The organism is Nocardia sp. JCM 38205 (genome assembly GCF_058222935.1).
In genome coordinates, this window is sequence record NZ_JBYHFL010000001.1 from 1,354,800 (window position 1) to 1,375,808 (window position 21,009).

The 21,009-nt window shown below is 69.5% G+C and carries 15 protein-coding genes; 6 read left to right on the forward strand and 9 right to left on the reverse strand.

What is annotated here, in order from left to right; all coding sequences use genetic code 11:
* The first annotated feature begins 16 nt into the window (after positions 1–16).
* Positions 17–631 carry a PH domain-containing protein gene (locus AC4HOU_RS06340; protein WP_194991970.1) on the forward strand — a complete coding sequence of 205 codons (615 nt, stop codon included), beginning with the start codon at positions 17–19 and terminating at the stop codon, positions 629–631.
* Between the two features lie 161 nt (positions 632–792).
* Entirely contained in the window at positions 793–2,634 is a 1,842-nt protein-coding gene (ilvD, locus tag AC4HOU_RS06345) for a dihydroxy-acid dehydratase (RefSeq protein ID WP_163817393.1), read from the forward strand.
* Positions 2,635–2,833: 199 nt separating this feature from the next.
* Here the strand turns inward: ilvD and AC4HOU_RS06350 are convergent, their stop codons facing one another.
* Entirely contained in the window at positions 2,834–3,718 is an 885-nt protein-coding gene (locus AC4HOU_RS06350) for a DoxX family protein (RefSeq protein ID WP_490724215.1), read from the reverse strand.
* 133 nt (positions 3,719–3,851) lie between these two features.
* Between AC4HOU_RS06350 and AC4HOU_RS06355 the strand changes: the two genes are divergently transcribed.
* Positions 3,852–4,964, forward strand: coding sequence for a PQQ-dependent sugar dehydrogenase (locus AC4HOU_RS06355; RefSeq protein WP_490724216.1), 1,113 nt, complete (start codon positions 3,852–3,854; stop codon positions 4,962–4,964).
* 123 nt (positions 4,965–5,087) lie between these two features.
* Here AC4HOU_RS06355 and gatB read toward each other — a convergent pair whose 3' ends face one another.
* The 7 genes from gatB to AC4HOU_RS06390 all read right to left on the reverse strand — a co-directional run bounded on the left by gatB (position 5,088) and on the right by AC4HOU_RS06390 (position 14,655).
* Positions 5,088–6,596: an Asp-tRNA(Asn)/Glu-tRNA(Gln) amidotransferase subunit GatB gene (gene gatB, locus AC4HOU_RS06360; protein WP_195011648.1), complete on the reverse strand. Its 1,509-nt coding sequence runs from the start codon at positions 6,594–6,596 to the stop codon at positions 5,088–5,090.
* A 65-nt stretch (positions 6,597–6,661) separates the two neighbouring features.
* Positions 6,662–8,059: an alpha/beta hydrolase family protein gene (locus AC4HOU_RS06365; protein WP_490724217.1), complete on the reverse strand. Its 1,398-nt coding sequence runs from the start codon at positions 8,057–8,059 to the stop codon at positions 6,662–6,664.
* Positions 8,060–8,131: 72 nt separating this feature from the next.
* Positions 8,132–9,166 carry an ATP-dependent 6-phosphofructokinase gene (locus AC4HOU_RS06370; protein ID WP_104359124.1) on the reverse strand — a complete coding sequence of 345 codons (1,035 nt, stop codon included), beginning with the start codon at positions 9,164–9,166 and terminating at the stop codon, positions 8,132–8,134.
* A 76-nt stretch (positions 9,167–9,242) separates the two neighbouring features.
* Positions 9,243–10,145 carry a serine hydrolase gene (locus tag AC4HOU_RS06375; protein ID WP_178128404.1) on the reverse strand — a complete coding sequence of 301 codons (903 nt, stop codon included), beginning with the start codon at positions 10,143–10,145 and terminating at the stop codon, positions 9,243–9,245.
* 212 nt (positions 10,146–10,357) lie between these two features.
* Positions 10,358–12,508 (reverse strand): serine/threonine-protein kinase, encoded by a 2,151-nt coding sequence (locus tag AC4HOU_RS06380; RefSeq protein ID WP_490724261.1) that lies wholly within the window; start codon positions 12,506–12,508, stop codon positions 10,358–10,360.
* Positions 12,509–12,586: 78 nt separating this feature from the next.
* Entirely contained in the window at positions 12,587–13,270 is a 684-nt protein-coding gene (locus AC4HOU_RS06385; protein WP_163817230.1) for a response regulator, read from the reverse strand.
* On the reverse strand, positions 13,267–14,655 hold the full coding sequence (locus tag AC4HOU_RS06390) for a sensor histidine kinase (RefSeq protein ID WP_490724218.1): 1,389 nt from the start codon (positions 14,653–14,655) through the stop codon (positions 13,267–13,269). Before AC4HOU_RS06390 ends, AC4HOU_RS06385 begins: the two co-directional genes overlap by 4 nt.
* Positions 14,656–14,850: 195 nt before the next feature.
* Between AC4HOU_RS06390 and AC4HOU_RS06395 the strand changes: the two genes are divergently transcribed.
* The 3 genes from AC4HOU_RS06395 to AC4HOU_RS06405 all read left to right on the forward strand — a co-directional run bounded on the left by AC4HOU_RS06395 (position 14,851) and on the right by AC4HOU_RS06405 (position 18,451).
* Positions 14,851–15,171: a hypothetical protein gene (locus tag AC4HOU_RS06395; RefSeq protein WP_163817226.1), complete on the forward strand. Its 321-nt coding sequence runs from the start codon at positions 14,851–14,853 to the stop codon at positions 15,169–15,171.
* Between the two features lie 83 nt (positions 15,172–15,254).
* A complete protein-coding gene (locus AC4HOU_RS06400; protein ID WP_163817224.1) occupies positions 15,255–15,962 on the forward strand; it encodes an ABC transporter ATP-binding protein in 708 nt (235 codons plus the stop codon).
* On the forward strand, positions 15,959–18,451 hold the full coding sequence (locus AC4HOU_RS06405; RefSeq protein WP_490724219.1) for an FtsX-like permease family protein: 2,493 nt from the start codon (positions 15,959–15,961) through the stop codon (positions 18,449–18,451). Before AC4HOU_RS06400 ends, AC4HOU_RS06405 begins: the two co-directional genes overlap by 4 nt.
* A gap of 79 nt (positions 18,452–18,530) precedes the next feature.
* Here AC4HOU_RS06405 and AC4HOU_RS06410 read toward each other — a convergent pair whose 3' ends face one another.
* Positions 18,531–20,966, reverse strand: coding sequence for a serine/threonine-protein kinase (locus AC4HOU_RS06410; protein ID WP_195007008.1), 2,436 nt, complete (start codon positions 20,964–20,966; stop codon positions 18,531–18,533).
* Between the last annotated feature and the right edge of the window lie 43 nt (positions 20,967–21,009).

Genomic DNA, 21,009 nt, shown 5'->3' on the forward strand with positions numbered 1-21,009 from the left:
ATGCGAGGATGGTGGTGTGTCATCACCGCATCAGTCCGTGCCACCGGCTAAATCGTCCCACACGTCCGACGCGGCGCCGGATACGGGTGGTCAGGCGAGCGAGGGCACACCGGCCCGTGTCATCCGCATCACACGACTGAACTTCATCGGCGTATTGGTGCTGGTGCTGTGCGTGTTCTTCCCGTTCGTCGGCTGGCCCGCCGCGCTGTGGTGGCTGTTCGCGCTGCCGATCGCGGTGTCGGTGTGGATTCTGCGCACCCAGACCACCGTCTCCGGGGCGGGACTTGATCTGCGCACGGTCTTCGGATCCCGCCACATCGACTGGGCGCAGGTGCGCGGCATCCGCATTCCCAAGCGTGGCTATGTCCGGGTCCACCTCGACGACGACAGCGAGGTAAAACTACCGGCGGTAAGCTACGACCGATTGCGCGAACTGGTGGACGCTTCGGGTGGACGAATCCCCGACCCGTTCGCCGGACCCGCGGAACCGATCGCATCGGCGGACGCCGACACCACCGGCACCACCGAGCCCCCTTCGGGCGCCGACCCGACCACGGGCGGCGACACACCGACCCCCAGCGAGGCCGATACCGCGGCCGCACGCGACACCGATACCGCCCCGGGTAGCTGATCCCCGCTCCCCCACCGGCACACAGCCCGTGCCGGGTGCGGGAGTAACGTCGAGGAAACGCCGAGCAGTGCGCCGGCCGGACCGCCGGGCACCCCCGGCCGGACCGCCGAGCCGCTCAGCGTCGTCGCACATCAGCCCCCGCGACCCGACCGAGGACATCCATGCCACCGCTTCGTTCACGAACCACCACCATCGGCCGCAATGCCGCCGGCGCCCGCGCCCTGTGGCGGGCCACCGGTATGACCGACTCCGATTTCGGCAAGCCGATCGTCGCCATCGCCAACTCCTACACCCAGTTCGTGCCAGGGCACGTGCACCTCAAGGACGTCGGCGAGATCGTCGCCGACGCGGTGCGCGCCGCGGGTGGTGTGCCGCGCGAGTTCCACACCATCGCCGTCGACGACGGCATCGCGATGGGACACGGCGGCATGCTGTACTCGCTGCCCAGCCGCGAGATCATCGCCGACTCGGTGGAATACATGGTGAACGCACACACCGCCGACGCGCTGGTGTGCATCTCCAACTGCGACAAGATCACCCCCGGCATGCTCAACGCGGCCATGCGGCTCAACATCCCCGCGGTGTTCGTCTCCGGCGGCCCGATGGAGGCCGGTAAGGCCGTCGTGGTCGGCGGTGTCGCGCAGGCGCCGACCGACCTGGTCACCGCGATCTCGGCCAGCGCGAACTCGGCGGTCAGCGACGAAGGGCTCGACGAGGTCGAGCGCAGCGCCTGCCCGACTTGTGGTTCGTGCTCTGGCATGTTCACCGCGAACTCGATGAACTGCCTCACCGAAGCGCTCGGACTCGCGCTGCCGGGCAACGGGTCGACCCTGGCCACCCATGCCGCGCGCCGCGCGCTGTTCGAGAAGGCGGGCAAGGTGATCATCGACATCGCCACCCGCTGGTACCGCGACGACGATGCCTCGGTGCTGCCGCGCAATGTGGCCAATGCCAAGGCCTTCCGCAATGCGATGGCCCTCGACGTCGCGATGGGTGGTTCCACCAACACGGTGCTGCACACCCTTGCCGCCGCGCAGGAGGGTGAGATCGACTTCGACCTGAACACGATCGAGGAGATCAGCCGCAAGGTGCCGACCCTGTCGAAGGTGGCGCCGAACTCCGATTACCACATGGAAGACGTGCACCGCGCGGGCGGCATCCCGGCGCTGCTCGGCGAGCTGCGGCGGGCGAACCTGCTGGAAACCGATGTCACCACGGTGCACACCGCGAGCTTCGACGAATGGCTCGACACCTGGGACATCCGCTCCGGCAAGGCTTCCGAGGAGGCCATCGAACTGTTCCACGCCGCACCGGGCGGGGTCCGCACCACCGAGCCGTTCTCCACCGACAACCGCTGGTCCTCGCTCGACACCGATGCCGCCAACGGCTGCATCCGCGACCTCGAGCACGCCTACACCGCCGAGGGCGGACTGGTCGTGCTGCGCGGCAATATCGCCCCCGACGGCGCGATCCTCAAGACCGCCGGCATCGACGAGGAGCTGTTCACCTTCCAGGGCCCGGCCGTGGTGGTCGAATCCCAGGAGGAGGCCGTGTCGGTGATCCTGGCCAAGAAGATCAAGCCCGGCGATGTGATCGTGGTGCGCTACGAGGGCCCGGCCGGCGGTCCAGGCATGCAGGAGATGCTGCACCCCACCGCCTTCCTCAAGGGCTCCGGGCTCGGCAAGGAGTGCGCGCTGATCACCGACGGCCGGTTCTCCGGCGGCACCTCGGGCCTGTCGATCGGCCACATCTCCCCCGAGGCGGCCAGTGGTGGCGTCATCGGTCTGGTGGAGGACGGCGATCAGATCCGCATCGACGTCGCCAGCCGCACCCTCGAGGTGCTGGTCGACGACGCCGTGCTGGCCGAACGGCGCGCCAAGATGGAGGCGCGGGAACGGCCGTGGCAGCCGGTGAACCGCGACCGTCCGGTGACGACGGCGCTGCGCGCATACGCGGCCATGGCGACCTCGGCCGACAAAGGTGCCGTGCGGCACGTGAAGTAGGACACGAAAGTAGGCGCTCCTCCCAGGCGAGGAGCGCCTACTGGTTTTCGAACGTGACAACTGATTTCGCACGGTCCGGGTAACTCGCCGGGTACGCCCAGAATTCAGCCGACCACACAACCGCCGGCCCGCAACGGCACGCCGAACGGCACTCACGACCGGCAAGAATCGCGGAGAGGCGGATCGGAGGCGGATCAGATCAGACGATGCCGACCAAGGGGTTGCCGCCGTGCAGGTACCACCAGGCACCCGCGGCCGCGGCGATCGCGAGCAGCAGCACCACGAACGAGCCCCAGGCCGGGCGGGTGGCCCAGCCGCGGCTGCGGTCCAGCGCCCAGCGGCCGGGACCGGTGAGGATGATGACCGCGGCGGTGCCGGCGAGGATCGTCTCCAGCTCGACGGCTCCGGTGCCCTGCGTGTACTGGAAGTCGGGGTGCATGCCCTGCTTCCAGGCCCAGGCGTCGAGGATGACGGCCAGCACCGCGCCCGCGGCCAGTGGAGTGGCCAGGCCGAGGATGAGCAGGATGCCGCCGCCGACCTCACCGGCGATGAGCATCGCGGCCGAAAGCGACGGATGGTCCCAGCCGCCCTTCTCCATCATCTGGCGGGTGCCGTCGATGCCTGGGCCGTCGAACCAGCCCGCGAGCTTCTGCATGCCGTGGTAAAGGAAGGTGCTACCGACGACCAACCGCAGCAGGAACAGGCCGAGATCGAGGGTGCCGCGCCGGTTGTCGCCGTTGCGGCGGCGCACCCGGTTGGCCGTGGCACCGGTGGGCGGCGCGGCGGCGGGCGGGATACTCGCGTAGGCGTAGGTGGCGTCCGGATCGGCGCTCTTCGCGGCCGCGGCGGAGTCCTTTCCGGCCGGAGCGCCCGCGCCGGCGGCGTCGACCTCCGGGTCGAGCCCCAGTTCCTCTTCGGTGCGCGGGATCTGCTTGGTCATCTTCGGACGCTCGTCGCCCACCGCGGGGAACTCGCCGGTCGGTGAATCGTAGGGGCTGCCGACGCCGCCCTCCGACGATGACACCGCCCGCTGCTCCGCCGTGCTCGCAGCGGATTCGGGCTCGTCTTTCGACTTGTCGCTCACCCGTTCAGCCTAAGCCGCGAGGGCCCGGCGGTTAACCCTCTTGGACGACGGCGTGTCCGGTGACCTGTTTCGGCCACACCGGGTGGGCACCCGCGACAGGCGCGCGGTCCGAGGTTTCCGTTACGTTTGGGGTATGAAGTCGGTTGGCGCGAGGCGCTTGGTGGTGGGGGCAGTGCTCGGCTCGATGCTGCTGGGCGGCTGCGCGCGGTTCGATGATTCCGCGTCCAGTCCGTTCACGCCCGAGCCGACGCTGCACGGCGCGAATATCGAGCCGAAGAAGCCCGATCAGCCGCCGACCTCGACCACCCGCCCGAGCGGGCCGTGCATCGACCCCGATCCGGCGGTGGTGGCGACCTGCCTGGACACCACCGGCGGCCTGGTCTCGCTCGGCGGGTCCGCGCTGGTCACCGAACGGCGCACCGGACGGATCATGAAGGTGGTGCCCGAGCAGCCGCCGGTGGAGATCGCGCGCGTCGACGTCGACGGTTCCGGTGACGGCGGACTCACCGATCTCGCGCTCTCGCCCACCTACGGCGAGGACGGCCTGCTCTACGCCTACATCACCACCCCGAGCGATAACCGGGTGGTGCGGATCGCCCAGGGCGGCGGCCCGCCGAAGCCGGTGCTGACCGGAATCCCGAAGGGCGCCACCGGTAATCACGGCGCCATCGAATTCACCGGACCGGATCGGCTACTGGTACTCACCGGCGACGCGGGCAATCCCGGCGCGGCCGCGGCGCAGTCGTCGCTGGCGGGCAAGCTGCTGCGGGTGAATTCACCGAGCCCCAACGGTTCGGCGTCGCCGGAGGTGGTGATCTCCGGGATCGGCACCGCCGGCGATATCTGCCTCGACAGCACCCAGGGCGTCTGGATCACCGACCGCACCGCGACCGAGGACCGGTTGCAGCGACTGGCACCCGACGGTGCCGTCAGCACGGCCTGGACCTGGCCGGATCGTCCCGGCGTCGCGGGCTGCGCGGCGGCCGCCGACGGCGTGGCGATCGCACTGACCGGGGCGAAGGCGCTGGCGCTGGCCGTCACCGATCCGGACACCCACGCGGTGACCGCGGCACCCACCCTGGTGGCGCAGGACAAGTACGGCCAGCTCAGCGGTGCGGCCTCCGGCGGCGACGGCACCATCTGGGTGTCCACGGTCAACAAGAACGAGGGCGGCACGCCGGGACCGTTCGACGATCGGGTGGTACGGATTCCGCCGCCCGCCGCCGGCGGAGGTGGGCCGGACTGATCCCGGGCCGACAATCCGGTCACGGCGCGCCCGCGTCGTGACCGGATGCCGCGCAGCCGCCGGAGCCGAAACATGAACTCCCGCCCACGCATCAGCGCGGGCGGGAGTTCGCTGTCCGGCGGCTCAGGCGCCGCAGGCGGCCAGCACCAGTTCGCGGACGCGGGCCGCGTCGGCCTGACCGCGGGTGGCCTTCATGACGTCGCCGACGATCTTGCCCGCGGCCTGCACCTTGCCGGAGCGGATCTTGTCGGCGATATCGGGGTTGGCGGCCAACGCCTTGTCGACCTCGGCTTGCAGGGCGCCCTCATCGCTGACCATGCCGAGGCCCTTGGCCTCAACGATCTGCGCCGGATCGCCCTCACCGGCCAGCACGAAGTCGACGACCTGCTTGGCGACCTTGTTGTTCACCGTCTTGGCCTCGACCAGCTTGATCACCTCGGCCACCTGGGCGGGAGTGATCGGCAGATCCTCCAGCGCGACCTCGCGCTCCTTGGCCTTCTCGGTCAGATAGGCCACCCACCAGGAGCGCGCCTCGTTGGCCGGTGCGCCCGCATCGACGGTGGCGATGATCAGATCGAGAGCGCCCGCGTTCACCAGATCGCGCATCACCTCGTCCGACAGTCCCCAATCGGACTGGATGCGGGCCCGGCGCAGCCACGGGTATTCCGGAATCGTGGTGCGCAACTGCTCGATCCACTCGGCGTCCGGGGCGACCGGGCGCAGGTCCGGTTCGGGGAAGTAGCGGTAGTCCTCGGCGGTCTCCTTGCGGCGCCCGGGCGAGGTGGAGCCGTCGGCCTCGTGGAAATGCCTGGTCTCCTGCACGATCGAACCGCCGGAGGCCAGCACCGCCGCCTGACGGCGCATCTCGTAGCGGACGGCCACCTCCACGCTGCGCAGCGAGTTGACATTCTTGGTCTCGGTGCGGGTGCCGAATTCGGTGGCGCCGACCGGCATCAGCGAGACGTTGGCGTCGCAGCGCAGCGAACCCTGCTCCATCTTGACGTCGGACACGTGCAGCGACTTCAGCAGATCGCGCAGCGCCGTCACGTACGCGCGCGCCACCTCCGGCGCCCGCTCCCCCGCGCCGGTGATCGGCTTGGTGACGATCTCGATCAGCGGCACACCGGCACGGTTGTAATCGAGCAGCGAATGGCTGGCGCCGTGGATGCGGCCGGTGGCGCCGCCGATGTGCACCGACTTGCCGGTGTCTTCTTCCATGTGCGCGCGCTCGATGTCGACGCGGAAGGTGCTGCCATCGTCGAGCACCACATCCAGGTGCCCTTCGGTGGCGATGGGCTCGTCGTACTGGCTGATCTGGTAGTTCTTCGGCTGATCCGGGTAGAAGTAGTTCTTGCGCGCGAACCGGCCCCACGGGGTGATCGAACAGTTGAGCGCCAGGCCGATGCGGATGGCCGATTCGACGGCCTTCTCGTTCACCACCGGCAGCGATCCGGGCAGGCCGAGGCACACCGGGCACACCTGGGTATTCGGTTCGGCGCCGAACTCGGTGGGGCACCCGCAGAACATCTTGGTCGCGGTGGACAGCTCGACGTGAACCTCCATGCCGAGCACCGGCTCGTACCGGGTCACGACATCGGCGTAATCCATCAGTTCGACGGTAGGTGCGCTCATGGCGAACAGTCTATGTAAGGGCTACCGGCGGGCGTGCCGACGGTCCGCGCATACTCGGCGCGCGGCTAATTCGCCGGCACCCGCTGGGTGAGCCAGTCCTTCACGTTGTCGAGCACCTCGGGCGCGATGGTGGTCTCGATGGTCGAATACTCGCTGGGCAATCCAGTTCCGGCGGGCTGCATCAGGTGGTTGAGCCCGGGGAAGGTGTGCACGGTGGCATCCGGGTCGCCTGCGAGCAGATCGCGCATCGGCTGTTCGTTCTGGCTCGGCAGGACCTGCAGATCCTTCTCGCCGAAGAAGGCGAGCACCGGCACCCGCAGCGCCGACAGCGCGGGGGCCGGGTCGTAGCTCATGAACGAGGTCATCGACGGGGTGAGCAGGGCGTCGATCTGTTCGTCGGTCATCCGCTGGCCTTCCGGCAACGTCTGGTTGTGCTCGCGCGCCACCTGCCGGGCCTTGTCGAGATCGCCTGCCCGCATCGCGTCGGCCAGCGCGGTGATGTAGCCGACCTGCGCGGCGGTCTCCTCCGGGGACGCGCCGCCGGCGGCGAACAGCGCGCGGTTCTGTTCGATCAGCACATCCCCGCCCGGGACGGCGGGCCCGGCCATCAGGATCGCGAACGCCACCCCGCTGTCGGGTTTCGATGCGACCAGCGGGGCCAGGTAGCCGCCCTCGCTGTGCCCGAACAGGCCGATGCGCGCCGGGTCGATATCGTCGCGGGTGCGCAGGTAATCCACCCCGGCCGCGGCATCGCCCGCCAGATCGTCGTAGGTGGCCTGATCGAGATCGCCGCTGGTGCCGCCGACGCCGCGGTCATCGGTGCGCAGTACCGCGTACCCGGCGCGGGTGAGCGTATCGGCGAGCAGCAGAAACGGCTTGTGCCCGAACAGTTCTTCATTGCGATCCTGCGGGCCACTGCCGGTCAGCATCAGCACGGCCGGGAACGGGCCGTCACCTTCGGGTTTGGTCAGCGTGCCGGCGATGGTGATGTCGCCGCTCGGGTAGCTGACGTCCTCGGATTCGTACGGGAACGGCGGTTTCGGTTCCTGCGGGCGAGCCGCGGGCGTCAGCGCGCCGGGCCGCATGACCAGCGGGAATGTCTGCCCGGACTGGGTGAAATCGCCGGTGATCTGCCCGGCGCCGGTGTCGAGGCGGCCATGGAAGGCGGGATCGCCCGGTATGTCGGGAATGGTGAACTCCACCCGATCCGGTTCCGCGACGACATCGTCGAGCGACACATCCGCTACGCCCTGCGACGGAATGTCGATGGTGGCACTGTCGGCGGACAGGAAGTCCACCCCGATCTCGAGGGGCTGGCCGGGGACGTCGATCTTGCCGTGCCAGGCACCGCGTACCGGGTTCTCCGTCGCCGATCCGGAATCGGACCCGTCGTCGGAGCACCCGGCCAGCACCATCGCGGCCACCATCGACAGCACCAGGACCGCCACTCGTCGCGCACGCATGATCTTCACAGTACTGATCGGGCACGCGTTTCCGCGGAAGCCGCACAGCGATGCCGCACCGAGGCGGACCGCTCAGCCGAAGAACGCCTCGGCTTCCCGATACCGCTCGGCCGGGACCCGTTTGAGCTGTTTGGTCGCCTCCGACAATGGCACCAGGCCGATCTCGGTGCCCCGCAACGCGACCATCTGCCCGAAATGCCCGGCATGCACGGCCTCGGCGGCATGCAGTCCGAAACGGGTGGCCAGCACCCTGTCGTACGGGGTCGGGCTGCCGCCGCGCTGCACGTGCCCGAGCACCGTGGTGCGCACCTCTTTGCCGATCCGGCGCTCGATCTCCACGCCGAGCTGCTGGGCGACGCCGGTGAACCGCTCGTGCCCGAATTCGTCGACACCGCCCTCGCGCAGGGTGAATCCGGAATCGGGCGCGGGATGCGATCCTTCGGCCACCACACAGATGAAATGCTTGTCACCACGCTGGAAACGGCGCTTGATCATCGCGCACACCTGCTGGACATCGAAGGGAACCTCGGGCACCAGGGTGAGGTGAGCGCCCGCCGCCATGCCCGCGTGGATCGCGATCCAGCCCGCGTGCCTGCCCATGACCTCGACCAGCATGACCCGCTGATGCGATTCAGCGGTGGTGTGCAACCGGTCGATCGCCTCGGTGGCGATGGCCAGCGCGGTGTCGTGGCCGAATGTGACGTCGGTGCAGTCGATGTCGTTGTCGATGGTTTTGGGCACGCCGACGACCGGCACACCTTCATCGGACAGCCAGCTGGCCGCGGTGAGGGTGCCTTCACCGCCGATCGGGATGAGGGCCTCGATGCCGTTGTCGTCGAGGGTCTGCTGGATCCGGCCGAGCCCGTCGCGCAGCACGTCGGGATTGGTGCGTGCGGTGCCGAGCATGGTGCCGCCCTTGTTGAGCAGCCGGTCGGTTCGGTCGTCGTTCAAGATCTGGATCTTGCGATCCTCGAGTAGGCCGCGCCAGCCGTCCTGGAAACCGACGATCGCGTCACCGTAACGCCCGTTCGCGGTGCGTACGACGGCGCGGATCACAGCATTCAGCCCTGGGCAGTCTCCGCCTCCGGTCAAGACTCCGATGCGCATGGCCGCTATCTTGCCTCGCATCGGGCTCCGATGGAGCCCCGCCCCCGTGAACGATGAGTAACAGTGACCGCGGGACTCAGGAGGGGCACTTCCCGCCGCTGAGTTCGCGCAGATGCTGCGAAATCAACGTCGCCATCTTGTTGAGCATGGTCATCCCGTCGGAGAAGTTGCCCGACGCGGGCTGGGCGGCGAACGCGACCGCGATCTGCCCGCCCGCCGCCGGGACGAGGCCGAATTGGCGCACCAGATAGGCACCTTCGGAATCGGGTCCCCAGCCGCCCTTGAAGTCGGCGGCCGCGAACACCGAACCCAGCCCCCACTGGTGATTCGGAATGATCTGCCCCATCAAGGCGACGACCTCGGCCGAGTCCGGCAGGCACGGCAGCCGCGAAGCAAAACGCACCTGATCGGCCAGCGCCCATTCGGCCTGGCCGAAAGCCGAGAATTCCGACCTGGCCTTGGTGGCGGGAACGGTGGTCACCGCGTCACCGCCCTCGCGCAACACCGATTGCACCGCCTGCGCCGCCTCCTGCGGGGTACCGAGCGACTGCCACAGCGCGTCGGCGGCGGAGTTGTCGGAAGCGGTGATGGCCGCGGTCGTCGAATACGACGGGCTGCCCTGACTCTTGCGCAGCGCGGCAATGGCCAAGGGCACCTTCATCGTCGACCAGGCCGGGCCGGTGGTCCAATCACCGAAGGTCACCAGCTTTTCCCCGCCGACCGGCATGATCGCCAGGCCGAGCCGCCCCTGCTGGCTCTTGCTCAGCTCGGCGATATCGGCGGCCAGCGTCCCGGGGACGACGATCGAGAGGCCCTCGTGCTCGGCCTTGGCCGCCGCCTCGGTGACACTCGGCATCGCCGGTGTCGCGGGCTCGGCCTCGCTGCCGCACGACACCACCACTAGCGCCGTCAGCACGGCGACGACCACGGCCGCCCGCCGTCGGATCTCAGGGAAGCGTCCCGCGTGTTCAGTTGGCATGTTTCGACACATTCTGGTTGCGATCTCCCCCCGGTCTCGGTGTCGGTGCAGCATCCGGAAACCGTACTTGTTCGGCGCCCGGACCGCCTGTTGCGGTGCTGCGGCAACGGCCCGGGGCGCCGAGAATACCCGATCGCTCGCGACCGAACCCGGTTACGCACAACCGATCTCGACGACTCACCTACTGGACAATCGACCGGATTCGCCTGACCTCAGTACACGTACACCACGGCGTTGTCCCCGCCGGTGCAAGTGACGAGCCGATCCTGCTCGGAACAGCTCATGGTGTAGGTCCGGCCGGTGATGGGGCTGGCGGCGACAACCGAAGCGGGCGCGCTACCGCGCCCACCGCCGGCCGCCGCGGCGTAGGCCTTGCGGACCTCCTCGGCGAACTCGCAGCTGGTCACCTGAGTACCGACCGCGGCGTTGGCGAAGGCGACCGTCGCCGGTGGACCGCACGGGCGGGCACCCGGTGGCAACGCGATCGGCGTCGGCCGGGCCGATGTGGTCGAGGTCCTGGCCGAACCCGTGGTGCTGCCGGTGCGGGCGGCGGCCGAGGTGGGCGCGGCGGCGGTGGTCTGTGCGGTGGTCGACTCGGCGTCATCGGAGCCGAACATCTGCAAGCCGACCACGGCGCCGATGGCGATGACGGCGACCACCAGCACACCGATCACGATGGGCAGCACCACCGAACGGCGACGGCCCTGTGGCGCATAAGGGTCGTGCGCATATGGATCGGGCTGGTATCCGGCGGGTGGGTGCCCGCCGGGCGGATAGCCACCGCGATCGGCGCCGTACTCCTCGCCGTATCCGCCGGCCCGCGGGTCGGGGGCGCCGTAACCGGCGGGTTCGCCGTAGGGCGGGGGCGGGGGTGCGCCGTAACCGGCCGGCTGGGGATATCCCGGTGACGAGCCATAGGCGGGTGCGTGGCCGGGAGCCGATTCCACCGGCGCGCCGTAGATCCGGGTTTCCTGATCGGCCGGGTAGCCGCCGCGGTCTTCGTCGTCGCGGTACCCCCCGGCGCCGGGATGGCGGGCGGTGGGCGCAGATTCGGCGGCGCCGTAGACGCGGGTCGTCTCGCTGGGCGGGTACGGTGCGTCACCTCCGTCGTGGCCGCGCGGTGCGGTGCCGGACTCGCCACCGGAGCCGGTGGACGCCGCTGCGGCGATCCCGCCCAGCAGGGTCGGCGCGGCCGGGCCCGCATAGTCGGGCAGATCGGGTCGCGCGGCGGGATCGACCGCGGGGTGCAGCTGCGCACCCTCGTACAGGTGCGCGTCGGGGAACGGGCGCACTTGCGGCACCGGGCCGGTTCCCGGCGCCACCCCGATCTCCTGGGTCGGCAGCGTGAACTGGGTTTCGGTCGGGCTCACCTCGGTCGGTCCGCTCGGACGGATGACGGGCAACGACACCTCGCCGGTCGACTCCGGCGCCACCGCACTCAGCTCGCCGGTCCGCGACGGATCCGGCGGCCGCACCACCAAACGCGCGAAACCACCGGTCGCGGGCGCCGACCCGGCCGCGGGCGCACCCGCGGCGGCAGGCAGCGCGGCCCGGGCGGCGCGGGCGAGTTCGGCCGCGGTGGGGAACCTGTCGTTCGGATCCTTGGCCATGCCGCGCGCGATCACCGCGTCCAGCGCGGCGGGCACGCCGGGGCGTTGCACGCTCGGACGCGGCGGCGGTTCGGCCAGATGCGATCGGATCAGCACGCTCATGCTGGCCGCGGGGAACGGCGAGGCGCCGGTGAGGCATTCGTGCAGTACGCAGGCCAGCGAATAGATGTCGGCGCGGCTGGTGACCGGGCCGATGTCGAAGCGCTCCGGCGCCATATAGGTGTAGGAGCCGATGGCGACGCCGACCATGGTGATGGCGCTGTCGCCTTCGGTGTGAGCGATACCGAAATCGGCGAGGTAGGCGAAGCCCGCCTCGGTGACCAGGATGTTGGCGGGTTTGACGTCGCGGTGCACGAGTCCGTCGGCATGGGCGGCGTCGAGGGCCGCGGCTATCTGCTCGATGATCGACACCGCGCGATGCGGGCTCAGCGCGCCACTGGTCTGCAGGATGGTGCGCAGATCCGAGCCGGGAACCAGCCGCATGTCGATGAACAGCCTGCCGTCGATCACGCCCCAGTCGTGGATGGGGATGATGTGTGGTTCGGCCAGCCGCGCCGCGGCCTGCGATTCGCGCCGGAACCGGACCTGATACTCCGGATCCTGGGCCAGCTCGTCGGAGAGCAGTTTGAGCGCGACTACCCGGTCCTTGACCGTGTCGTAGGCCTCGTAGACCTCACCCATGCCCCCCTTGCCCAGCAACGACCGCAACTCGTACGGCCCGAACCGTTTTCCCACGTCGGACCCAGGTGCCACCACCGGTGTCAATCCTCCACTCCCGGGCGCTGGTCGCGGTCGTCTGCGACCGTGCGGTCCGGGACCGGAACCTGCCCGTCAAACAGTGGATTGTCCTGGTGAGACCACCCCGTGGTCAAACGCGAACACGATCGCGGCGGCCCGATCGCGCAAATCCAGCTTGCCGAATATGTGTCCGACATGGCTTTTCACGGTGACCTCTGAGATGCCGAGCTCACGAGCGATTTCGGAGTTGACCCGGCCGCGGCCGATGAGCTCGAGGACTTCGTACTCGCGGGCTGTCAGCTCGGCCAGCCTGGCATCCGTCGGTGTCGCCGGGCGCACCGTGCGATACGCCGACAGCACCCGGCCGGTCACCGCTGGGTCGAGCCAGGCGCCACCGCCTGCCACGGTGCGCACGGCGCGGATGAGATCCTCGGCCGGGGAATCCTTGAGCAGGAATCCGGCCGCGCCGGCGCGCAGCGCCCCGGAGAGCAGTTGATCGTCGTCGAAGGTCGTCAGCACCAGCACCGGCGGTGCATCCGGGCGCATCCGGACCAGCCGGGTCGCCTCGATGCCGCCGACCCGTTTCATCCGTAGATCCATCAGGATGACGTCGGGCGGTTCGGCCGAAATGGCGGAAACGACCTCGTCACCGTCGGCACATTCGGTGACGACGAAACCGTCGCGGCGGCGCAGGATCCGGCGCAGTCCGCCGCGGACCAACTCCTGGTCGTCGACCACCAGTACCGCGATCGTGGTCTCCGTTGCCGCAGTGGTCACGCGTTCTCCTGTCTTATCGGACCACTCGGCCCGAAGGCCACATCGTGGTCGCGCCGTCCCCTCGGTCCCAGGGTCACCGGCAGTCCGCCGGTCAACCACCCGCAGAGCACGCTCGTCCGTGGCGGAGCGTGCGGAAATCGCGCCTCGACCGACCAGCCGTCGCCATCCGGTCCCGCGGTCATCCGGCCGCCGAGCAGTTCGGCCCGATGGCGCATCCCCGTCAGTCCCATTCCTGTCCCGATCGTGAGCGAGCCGGCGGGCAAGGTGTTCGCGACGGCCAGGGTGACGGTCAGCGGATCGACCGTCAGCCGGAAACACACATCGGCGCCCGGCGCGTGCTTGGCGACATTGGCCAGCGACTCCTGGCCGATGCGGTAGAGCGCGAGACCGACGGCGGCGGAGACCGAGTCGAGGTCGCCGGTGATCTTCGCGTCGATGGACAGCCCGGCCCGCGCGAAATCCTCGAGCAGGGCGGCGATGTCCTCGGCGCTCGGTTCGGCCAGATTCTTGGACGGCCCGTCCAGCAGCCCCACGGTGCGGCGGATATCGGCCATGGCCTGGCGGCCGAGACGTTCGGCGTCGGTCAGCGCGTCGACGGCCTCGTCGACATCGCGGTCGGTCTGTAGCGAGTGCCGTGCGGCCGTGAGATGCAACAGGGTGACGCTGAGCGAATGCGCGATGACGTCGTGCACCTCACGGGCGATCCGCCTGCGTTCCTCGGCGGCCGCCTGGGCCGCGCGGATGCCCTGGTATTCGCGTTCCTGGTAGAGGAACCGCCGCTGTGATTGCAGCATGACGCCGACCATCCAGCCGAGCACGATGCCCAGTGCGTACATCGGCATGCCCTCGAGGGGCACCGAATCCTCGAGCCAGGGCAGTTTGCCGAAGCTGTCGAACACCACCAGCAGGCCGATCGAGACCACCACAAAGGGCACGCTGACCCGTTTCGAGGAGATCGCCGCGACCTCGCCCGCCGCGACGACCAGCACGAAGGGCGCGAAATCGGTCGCGACGGGCTGCGCGAGATACATCACGGTGGCGCCCAGCGAGGTGACCATCAGCTGGGCCGGGGTGGGTACCACACCGAGAAAGGCGAACAGCGGCAGCGAGGCGAACAACAGCGCCAGTGCCAGCAGCGGCAGCGCCGACGGGAAGTACTCGTGCCGCTGAACGGTGGCGGCGATACCGGTGAGCAAGAACGCCAGGTCGGCGATGATGACCACGCCGGGCGGATAGTCGAACGGCAATTCGTCGAGATTGCGCCGGAACACCGCCCAGGGGCTGCGTACGAAGGCCACGATCCGATCGCGGAGGCGCCCGCTCTCCCGGAACGGCGCCACCGGGCCGACGAACCCCGGCTCAGGTGTGGCGCTGCTCGCACTCATCCTGCCAGGATATTCGCCCGGCCGGCTCCGGCACATCGTCCGGTGATCGGGCTGCCTCTCCACCCACGGTAGGAGAAGAATTCGCGTCCCTGGCACGACGACAACGCCGCGGCCGCGTTTGTAGCGTGAATCGACGCTCTCGAGTGGCGTGGCTCCCGCAAACCCGAAGACCCAGCTCACGAAAGGCCAGAAGCCATGACCTGGGAAGATCAGCACACCCGCATCGACATCATGCACACCGTGCTCGCTCGCGCTGCCATCGATCCGCACCGCCCCGATCTCTTCGACGGCCTGCCCGATCTCGACCGCCTCTTCGGTGGGCGGCAGGGGCTGCTGCTGGCGCTGCGCAACCGGTGGAACGTCCACTTGGAGGCCAAGCTGGAGGAAGCCCACGAACAGGGCAGGCCGCAGCTGGAGGCCTACCTCGAACTGTGCGCCGAACAGCCCGAACTCCATGCGCTGCTGGACGGCCCGAATCGACGCCACCCGAGCGCGGCCGAGGCGATGGCACGGTAGCGTCGCACCGGCCGATCCCGGAGGCGTCGTCGAACACGCGCCTACCCAACGAAATACACGCTAGAGAGAGGGCGGGGAACGCGATGACGCAACCAGCCGTGCTGGAACTGTCGAACGTCAACAAGGAGTATCTGGTCGGCGACCAGGTGGTACGCGCCCTCGACGGGATCAGCCTGGACATCGCGGCGGGCGAATTCACCTCGATCATCGGACCGTCCGGCTCGGGCAAGAGCACGCTGCTGCATCTGCTCGGCGCGCTCGACAGCCCCGACTCGGGTTCGATCCGATTCCAGGGTGAGGAGATCGGCAGCCTCGATGAGGAGCGTCAATCCGAATTCCGCAGGCACCGGGTCGGTTTCGTGTTCCAGTTCTTCAATCTGCTCCCGACGCTGTCGGCCTGGGAAAACGTCGCCATCCCGAAGTTGCTCGACGGCACCGGACTACGCAAGGCCAAGCCGCGCGCGCTGGAGCTGCTGGACCGGGTCGGCTTGGCCGAGCGGGCCGAACACCGGCCCGCGGAAATGTCCGGCGGTCAGATGCAGCGGGTGGCGGTGGCACGGTCGCTGATCATGGACCCGCCGCTGATCCTGGCCGACGAGCCCACTGGCAACCTCGATTCCAAGACCGGCGCCTCGATTCTCGAACTGCTCGGTGAGGTGGCCGGATCGGGCAATTCGGTGGTGATGGTGACCCACGATATGGGTGCGGTTCGCTACTGCGACCGGGTGATCACCCTGCGCGACGGCAAGATCGGCTCCGACGAGCGTGCCGAGCGGACGGTCAACGCATGATCCGCGCCGCATGGGATCGGCTACGGCTGTTCAATATCGGCGAACTCCTCGCCCACCGCGGGCGCACCATGATGTCGCTGACCGTCATGGGTGTCTCGGCCGGCCTGCTGGTTTCGGTCCTCAGCATCGCGGGCTCGGTCACCGGATCGGTCGACCGGCTCACCCGCGGACTCGGCGGCGATGCGGTCCTCGAGATCACCGGCATCACCGATGCCGGTTTCGAACAGGCGTTGCTCGCGCCGATCGCCACCACTCCTGGCGTGGAGCGTGCGGTGCCGATGTTGCGTGCCCAGGTGGGCACCGGTGCGGATCGCACGCTCCTGATCGGTGCCGACGCCTCCGTCGCCGCCCTCGGCAGCGAACTGGCCGGGCCGATGAGCGCCATGGCCGCGAAGCTGCTCTCGGTGCCCAACGGGGTGCTGGTCGGTGACGCGGTCGGCCGTGCCGAAGGTGAGCAGTTCCCGCTGGGGTCGGCCACCGTCACCGTCGCCGGGGTGCTCGATCCCGAGACCTCCGGCAAACTCAACTCCGGCCATATCGTGGCCGCGCCGTTGCCGCTGGCGCAGAAGATCACCGATCGGGCCGGGCGGCTGGATTCGGTGCAGATCCTCGCCGCACCCGGCACCGATATCGAGGCGCTACGCGCCGCGCTGACCGACGCGGTCGATGGACGGGCTGTGGTCGCCGATCCCGGTTTGCGCACCGCGCAGGCCGGCGGCGCGATCATGATCGTGCGGTACTCGACGCTGATGGCCGCGGCGGCCGCGCTGATCGTGTCCGCGTTCCTCATCTACAACGCGATGAGCATGGCGGTGGCCCAGCGCAGGCCCACCCTGTCGCTGCTGCGCGCGATCGGCGGCAAGCGCGGGCCGATGGTGCGCGATCTGCTGGTCGAGGCCGCCCTGCTCGGCTTGTTCGGCGGTGCGGTGGGCGCGGTGGTCGGCATCTTCATGGGCCGGGTCTCGATCGCGCAGTTGCCCGCGGCGATCGTGCAATCGGTCGAGGCCCGCACCGAGTACATGGTTCCCGGGTACGCGGTGCCGCTGGCGATCGCGGCGTGTGTGCTGGCCAGTGTCGCCGCTGCGGGTATCGCCGCACGTCAGGTGTACAAGGTGCAGCCGATCGAGGCGCTGGTGCCGATCGGGGTTGGGCGCAGCGATGCCACGAGTCCGATGCTGCGCTGGGCCGCAGCCGTTCTCGGTATCGCGCTGGCCGTTGCGGCGGTCGTCATCGCGCGCACCGACCTCGGGCGCTTCTCGCTGGCCGCGATCTCACTGTCGTTCGGCGCGGCGGTGGCGCTGTGCTTCGCGGCGACCGGGCCGATCGTGCACGCCTCGGCCGTGGTGGCGCGCTGGTTCGGCGCACCGGGAGCGTTGGGCGCGACCACACTCGAACGCGCGCCGCGCCGGGTATGGGCGACGATGATGACGGTGATGATCGGCGTCGCGGCGACCGTGTCGACGGGTGGGGCGTCGAGCAATTTGGTCGACTCGGCGACGACCTCGTTCGAGGATCTCGGCGATACCGATCTGTACGTGAGCCCGGTGTCGATGGAGCAGTTCCCCACCGGGCCGCTGCTACCGGAGGGCCTGGTGGACAAGATCGCCGCGCTCCCCGAGGTGGAGCAGGCACGCGCGGGACAGATGGCATTCGCGACCCTCGGTACCGGACGGGTGATGTTGCAGGGGTACCCCTCCGACGTCGTCACCCAGGTGCAGGGCGCGATCACGCCGGCCAGCGCCGAGCAGATGGGCACCGGCACGGGTGTGGTGCTCTCCCGCGATGTCTCGCGCTCGCTCGGCGCCGAGGTGGGCGACGAGTTGACGCTGCCGACCCCGACCGGCGACCACACGGTGCGGGTGGTGCAGGTGATCCCGTACTTCTCGGTGATCTCCGGCATCGTGGTGATGGATATTTCGCGACTACACGAGTGGTATCAGCGGCCCGGTGAGACCATCATCGGCATCGACCTGAAACCGGGCGTCGACGTCGCGGCGGCGAAGGCCGCGATCCGCGAGCTGGCCGGGCCGCAGTTGAGTATCCAGTCCGGAAGCGAAGCGGTGGACGCGATTTCGGCGAGCTTGCGGCAGGGCACGTCGATGAGCAACGCCATCCTGTGGATCGTGGTGCTGGTGGCGACGGTGGCGCTGCTGAACACCTTGATGCTGTCGGTGCTGGATCGGCGCCGCGAACTCGGTGTGCTGCGGGCCATGGGCACCGGCCGCAAGTTCCTGCTGCGCTCGGTGCTGGCCGAGGCGGCCGGCATCGGCATCACCGGCGCGGCCATCGGTCTGGTGGTGGGCGTGGTGGTGCAGTATCTGTCCACCATCGCGATCGGCCATGCGATGACCATCGACGTCGTGTGGGAACCGAGCCCGCTGCTGCTGGTCTACGGCACGCTCGCGCTGCTGCTGGCGCTGCTCGGCTCGATCCCGCCCGCCGTGCGCGCGGCGCGGATGCCGATCGTGGAGGCGCTGGCCGTCGACTGACGGGTGACGACGAACGGCCCGGTACGCGATCTGCCGCGCACCGGGCCGTTCGCTATCGGCAACGCCGGCCGTCGGTGGTTTACAGCGGCGCGTCCGCCCACCACTGCATGACGGCGTTCTCCGAGGACAGCCGGCCGAATTCGTCGGCGATCGGACCGGAGTGCCGCACCGAGATCAAGGCATTCGCGCGGATCGGATCGGCACCGCCGAAACCCACCACCAGATGGGTGGTGGTCAGCGGCCCGTCCGGTTCCGGCTCGATCCAGTGGTAGGAGGTGTACGCCGCCCCGCTCTTGGCCCCGGTGCTGCGGGAATTGGGCGGAAGTTCGCCGAGCACAGCCCGCGCATCGTCGGCGTCCTCGTACACCACGATGGTGTAGCTCATGTGCGTATCGGATTCGACGCGGCGACGGCACTCCCACACCGTTGTCCACGGGCGTGACGACAGTGCGCGGTCTTCGATGCGTACCGGATCATCGGGCTCGTAGGCGGTGCACACGGCACCCTGATACCCCTGGCCGGTGTCAGCTGTTCCCTGCGGTAGCAGGCTCGGGAAGATGCGGCGGCTGCGCTCGACCGGATCCTCCTGCGGGGTGATGTCTTTCGCCGGTGTGAACGTCGACGTGGACCCTGCCGAGGCAGCGGCCTCGTCGCTGTCGTCGCCGCCGACCACGAGCACCACGACCGCGAGCACCAGCAGTACCACGAGGAAGCCGACGATGGTGAACACCGCTATCAATGCCGGACTGCTGCCGCGTTTGACCGGAGCTTGTTGCCCCGGATGCGGATTCGGAGCGTACGGAGGTGCGGCGCCGAATCCCGGGCCGCCGTTGTGCGCGGGTTGCCGATGACCCTGCGGGGCGGCGGTTGCGGGCGCGCCGGACGACCCGTTACCGGCGTCCGGTGAAGCCGGTTGTGCGGGTTCGCCTTTGAGCCGAAGCGACGACGCGGCCTGAGATCCGGGATAGGCGGTCACCGTGGTCGGATGGTTGCTGTTGTCGTTGCCGCCGGTGTCAGCGGCGTCGCCGGTACCGGCGGACTCCCCCGGATGACCGGTGCCGCTGGCCGAGTCGCTCACGACCGCACCGCCGGCTCCCGAGTTCCCGGAATCGGTCCCGGCACTCGACCCAGCGGGTGTCTCGTGCCCGTTCGGCCCGGACTGCTGTGCCTCGGATCCTACTGCGGGATCGGCCTGCCCGCGCGAGTCCGAACCGGACGCGGTCGAGGGAACCGCTTGTGGGATAACGCTTTCCACAGGTAGCGGCATGGCGCCGGGCTGCCCCCGCGCCGGCGACGGCGCGAAGGAACCGCCGCCCGGCTGTCCGGCGGATGAAGCGACGCCCTGGGCCGCCGGACCACCCGGCTGAGGTGCCTGATCGGCGGGCGCACTCTGCTGTACCGCATAGGAGGGCTGCCCGGCCGGCGGAGCCGGAGGAGCCTGCGGGGCCGCCGAGCCCGCGCTGGCGGTCTGGTCGGGCATACCGTGCTGGGCCGGATACGGCGGCGCGGCCGGGGTCATCGGCGCCGCCGGCGGATGCTGCGGCATCGGCGCGGCAGCCGGGGCCGGGGGCATCGGCGCGGCAGCCGGGGCCTGGGCCATCGGCGGCACGGCCGGATACCCCGCGACGGGCGGCGGGTAGGCCGCCGGCGGTGCGCCGCGCGCGGGCACCGGCTGATACCCCGGGTTGCTCAGGGCGTGCCGGGCGGCCGCGGCGAATTCCACACACGTGCCGAAACGGTGGCTCGGATGCTTGGCCATCGCGACCGCGAGCACCGCATCCAGAGACTGCGGCAGCCCGCGCCGTTTCACCGCCAGCGGCGGCGCGGCCAGTTGCAGATTGCCGTGGATGATGTCGGCCGGGTTCGGCGAATCGAACGGGGCCATCCCGGTGAGCAGCCAATACAGCGTGCACGCCAGCGAGTACTGGTCGGAACGGCCGTCGAGTTCGGAGCCGGTCATCTGCTCCGGCGAGGCGAAGGCCAGGGTGGCGGTGAACATGCCCTGCTGGGTGAGCTGGGTGGTCTGCGCCCGCAAGCGGGCCAGGCCGAAGTCGGTGAGGAACACCCGTTCGCCGTGGCCCGCGCTGGAACGGGCCAGCAAGATGTTGCCCGGCTTCACATCCCGATGTAGCACGCCGATGCCGTGCGCGTAATCGAGGGCGTCGGCGACCCCTTCGATGATCTGCACCGCACGTTCGGGCGGCAGGGTCAGCGCGGTCACCGACGACGCGTCGGCGCCATCGATGTACTGCATGCTGATCCACTGCTGATCGGCTTCGGTGCCACGGTCGTAGACCGCGACGATGCTCGGATGGTCGAGCTGGGCGGCCAGGTCGGCCTCGCGTTCGAAACGCGCGCGTACCGAGGCGTCGGCGAACAGATCCCGGTTCAGCAGCTTGAGCGCGGTTTGCTTGTCCAGCCGGGGATGACGGGCCAGGTACACCGATCCCATGCCCCCTTGGCCGAGCAGTCGCTCGATGGTGAACCCGGCGAAAACGTCACCGCTGTTGAGCAACGCGACCCCCTTCCGGTGACAGACGGCCCCGTGAGCCTACCGG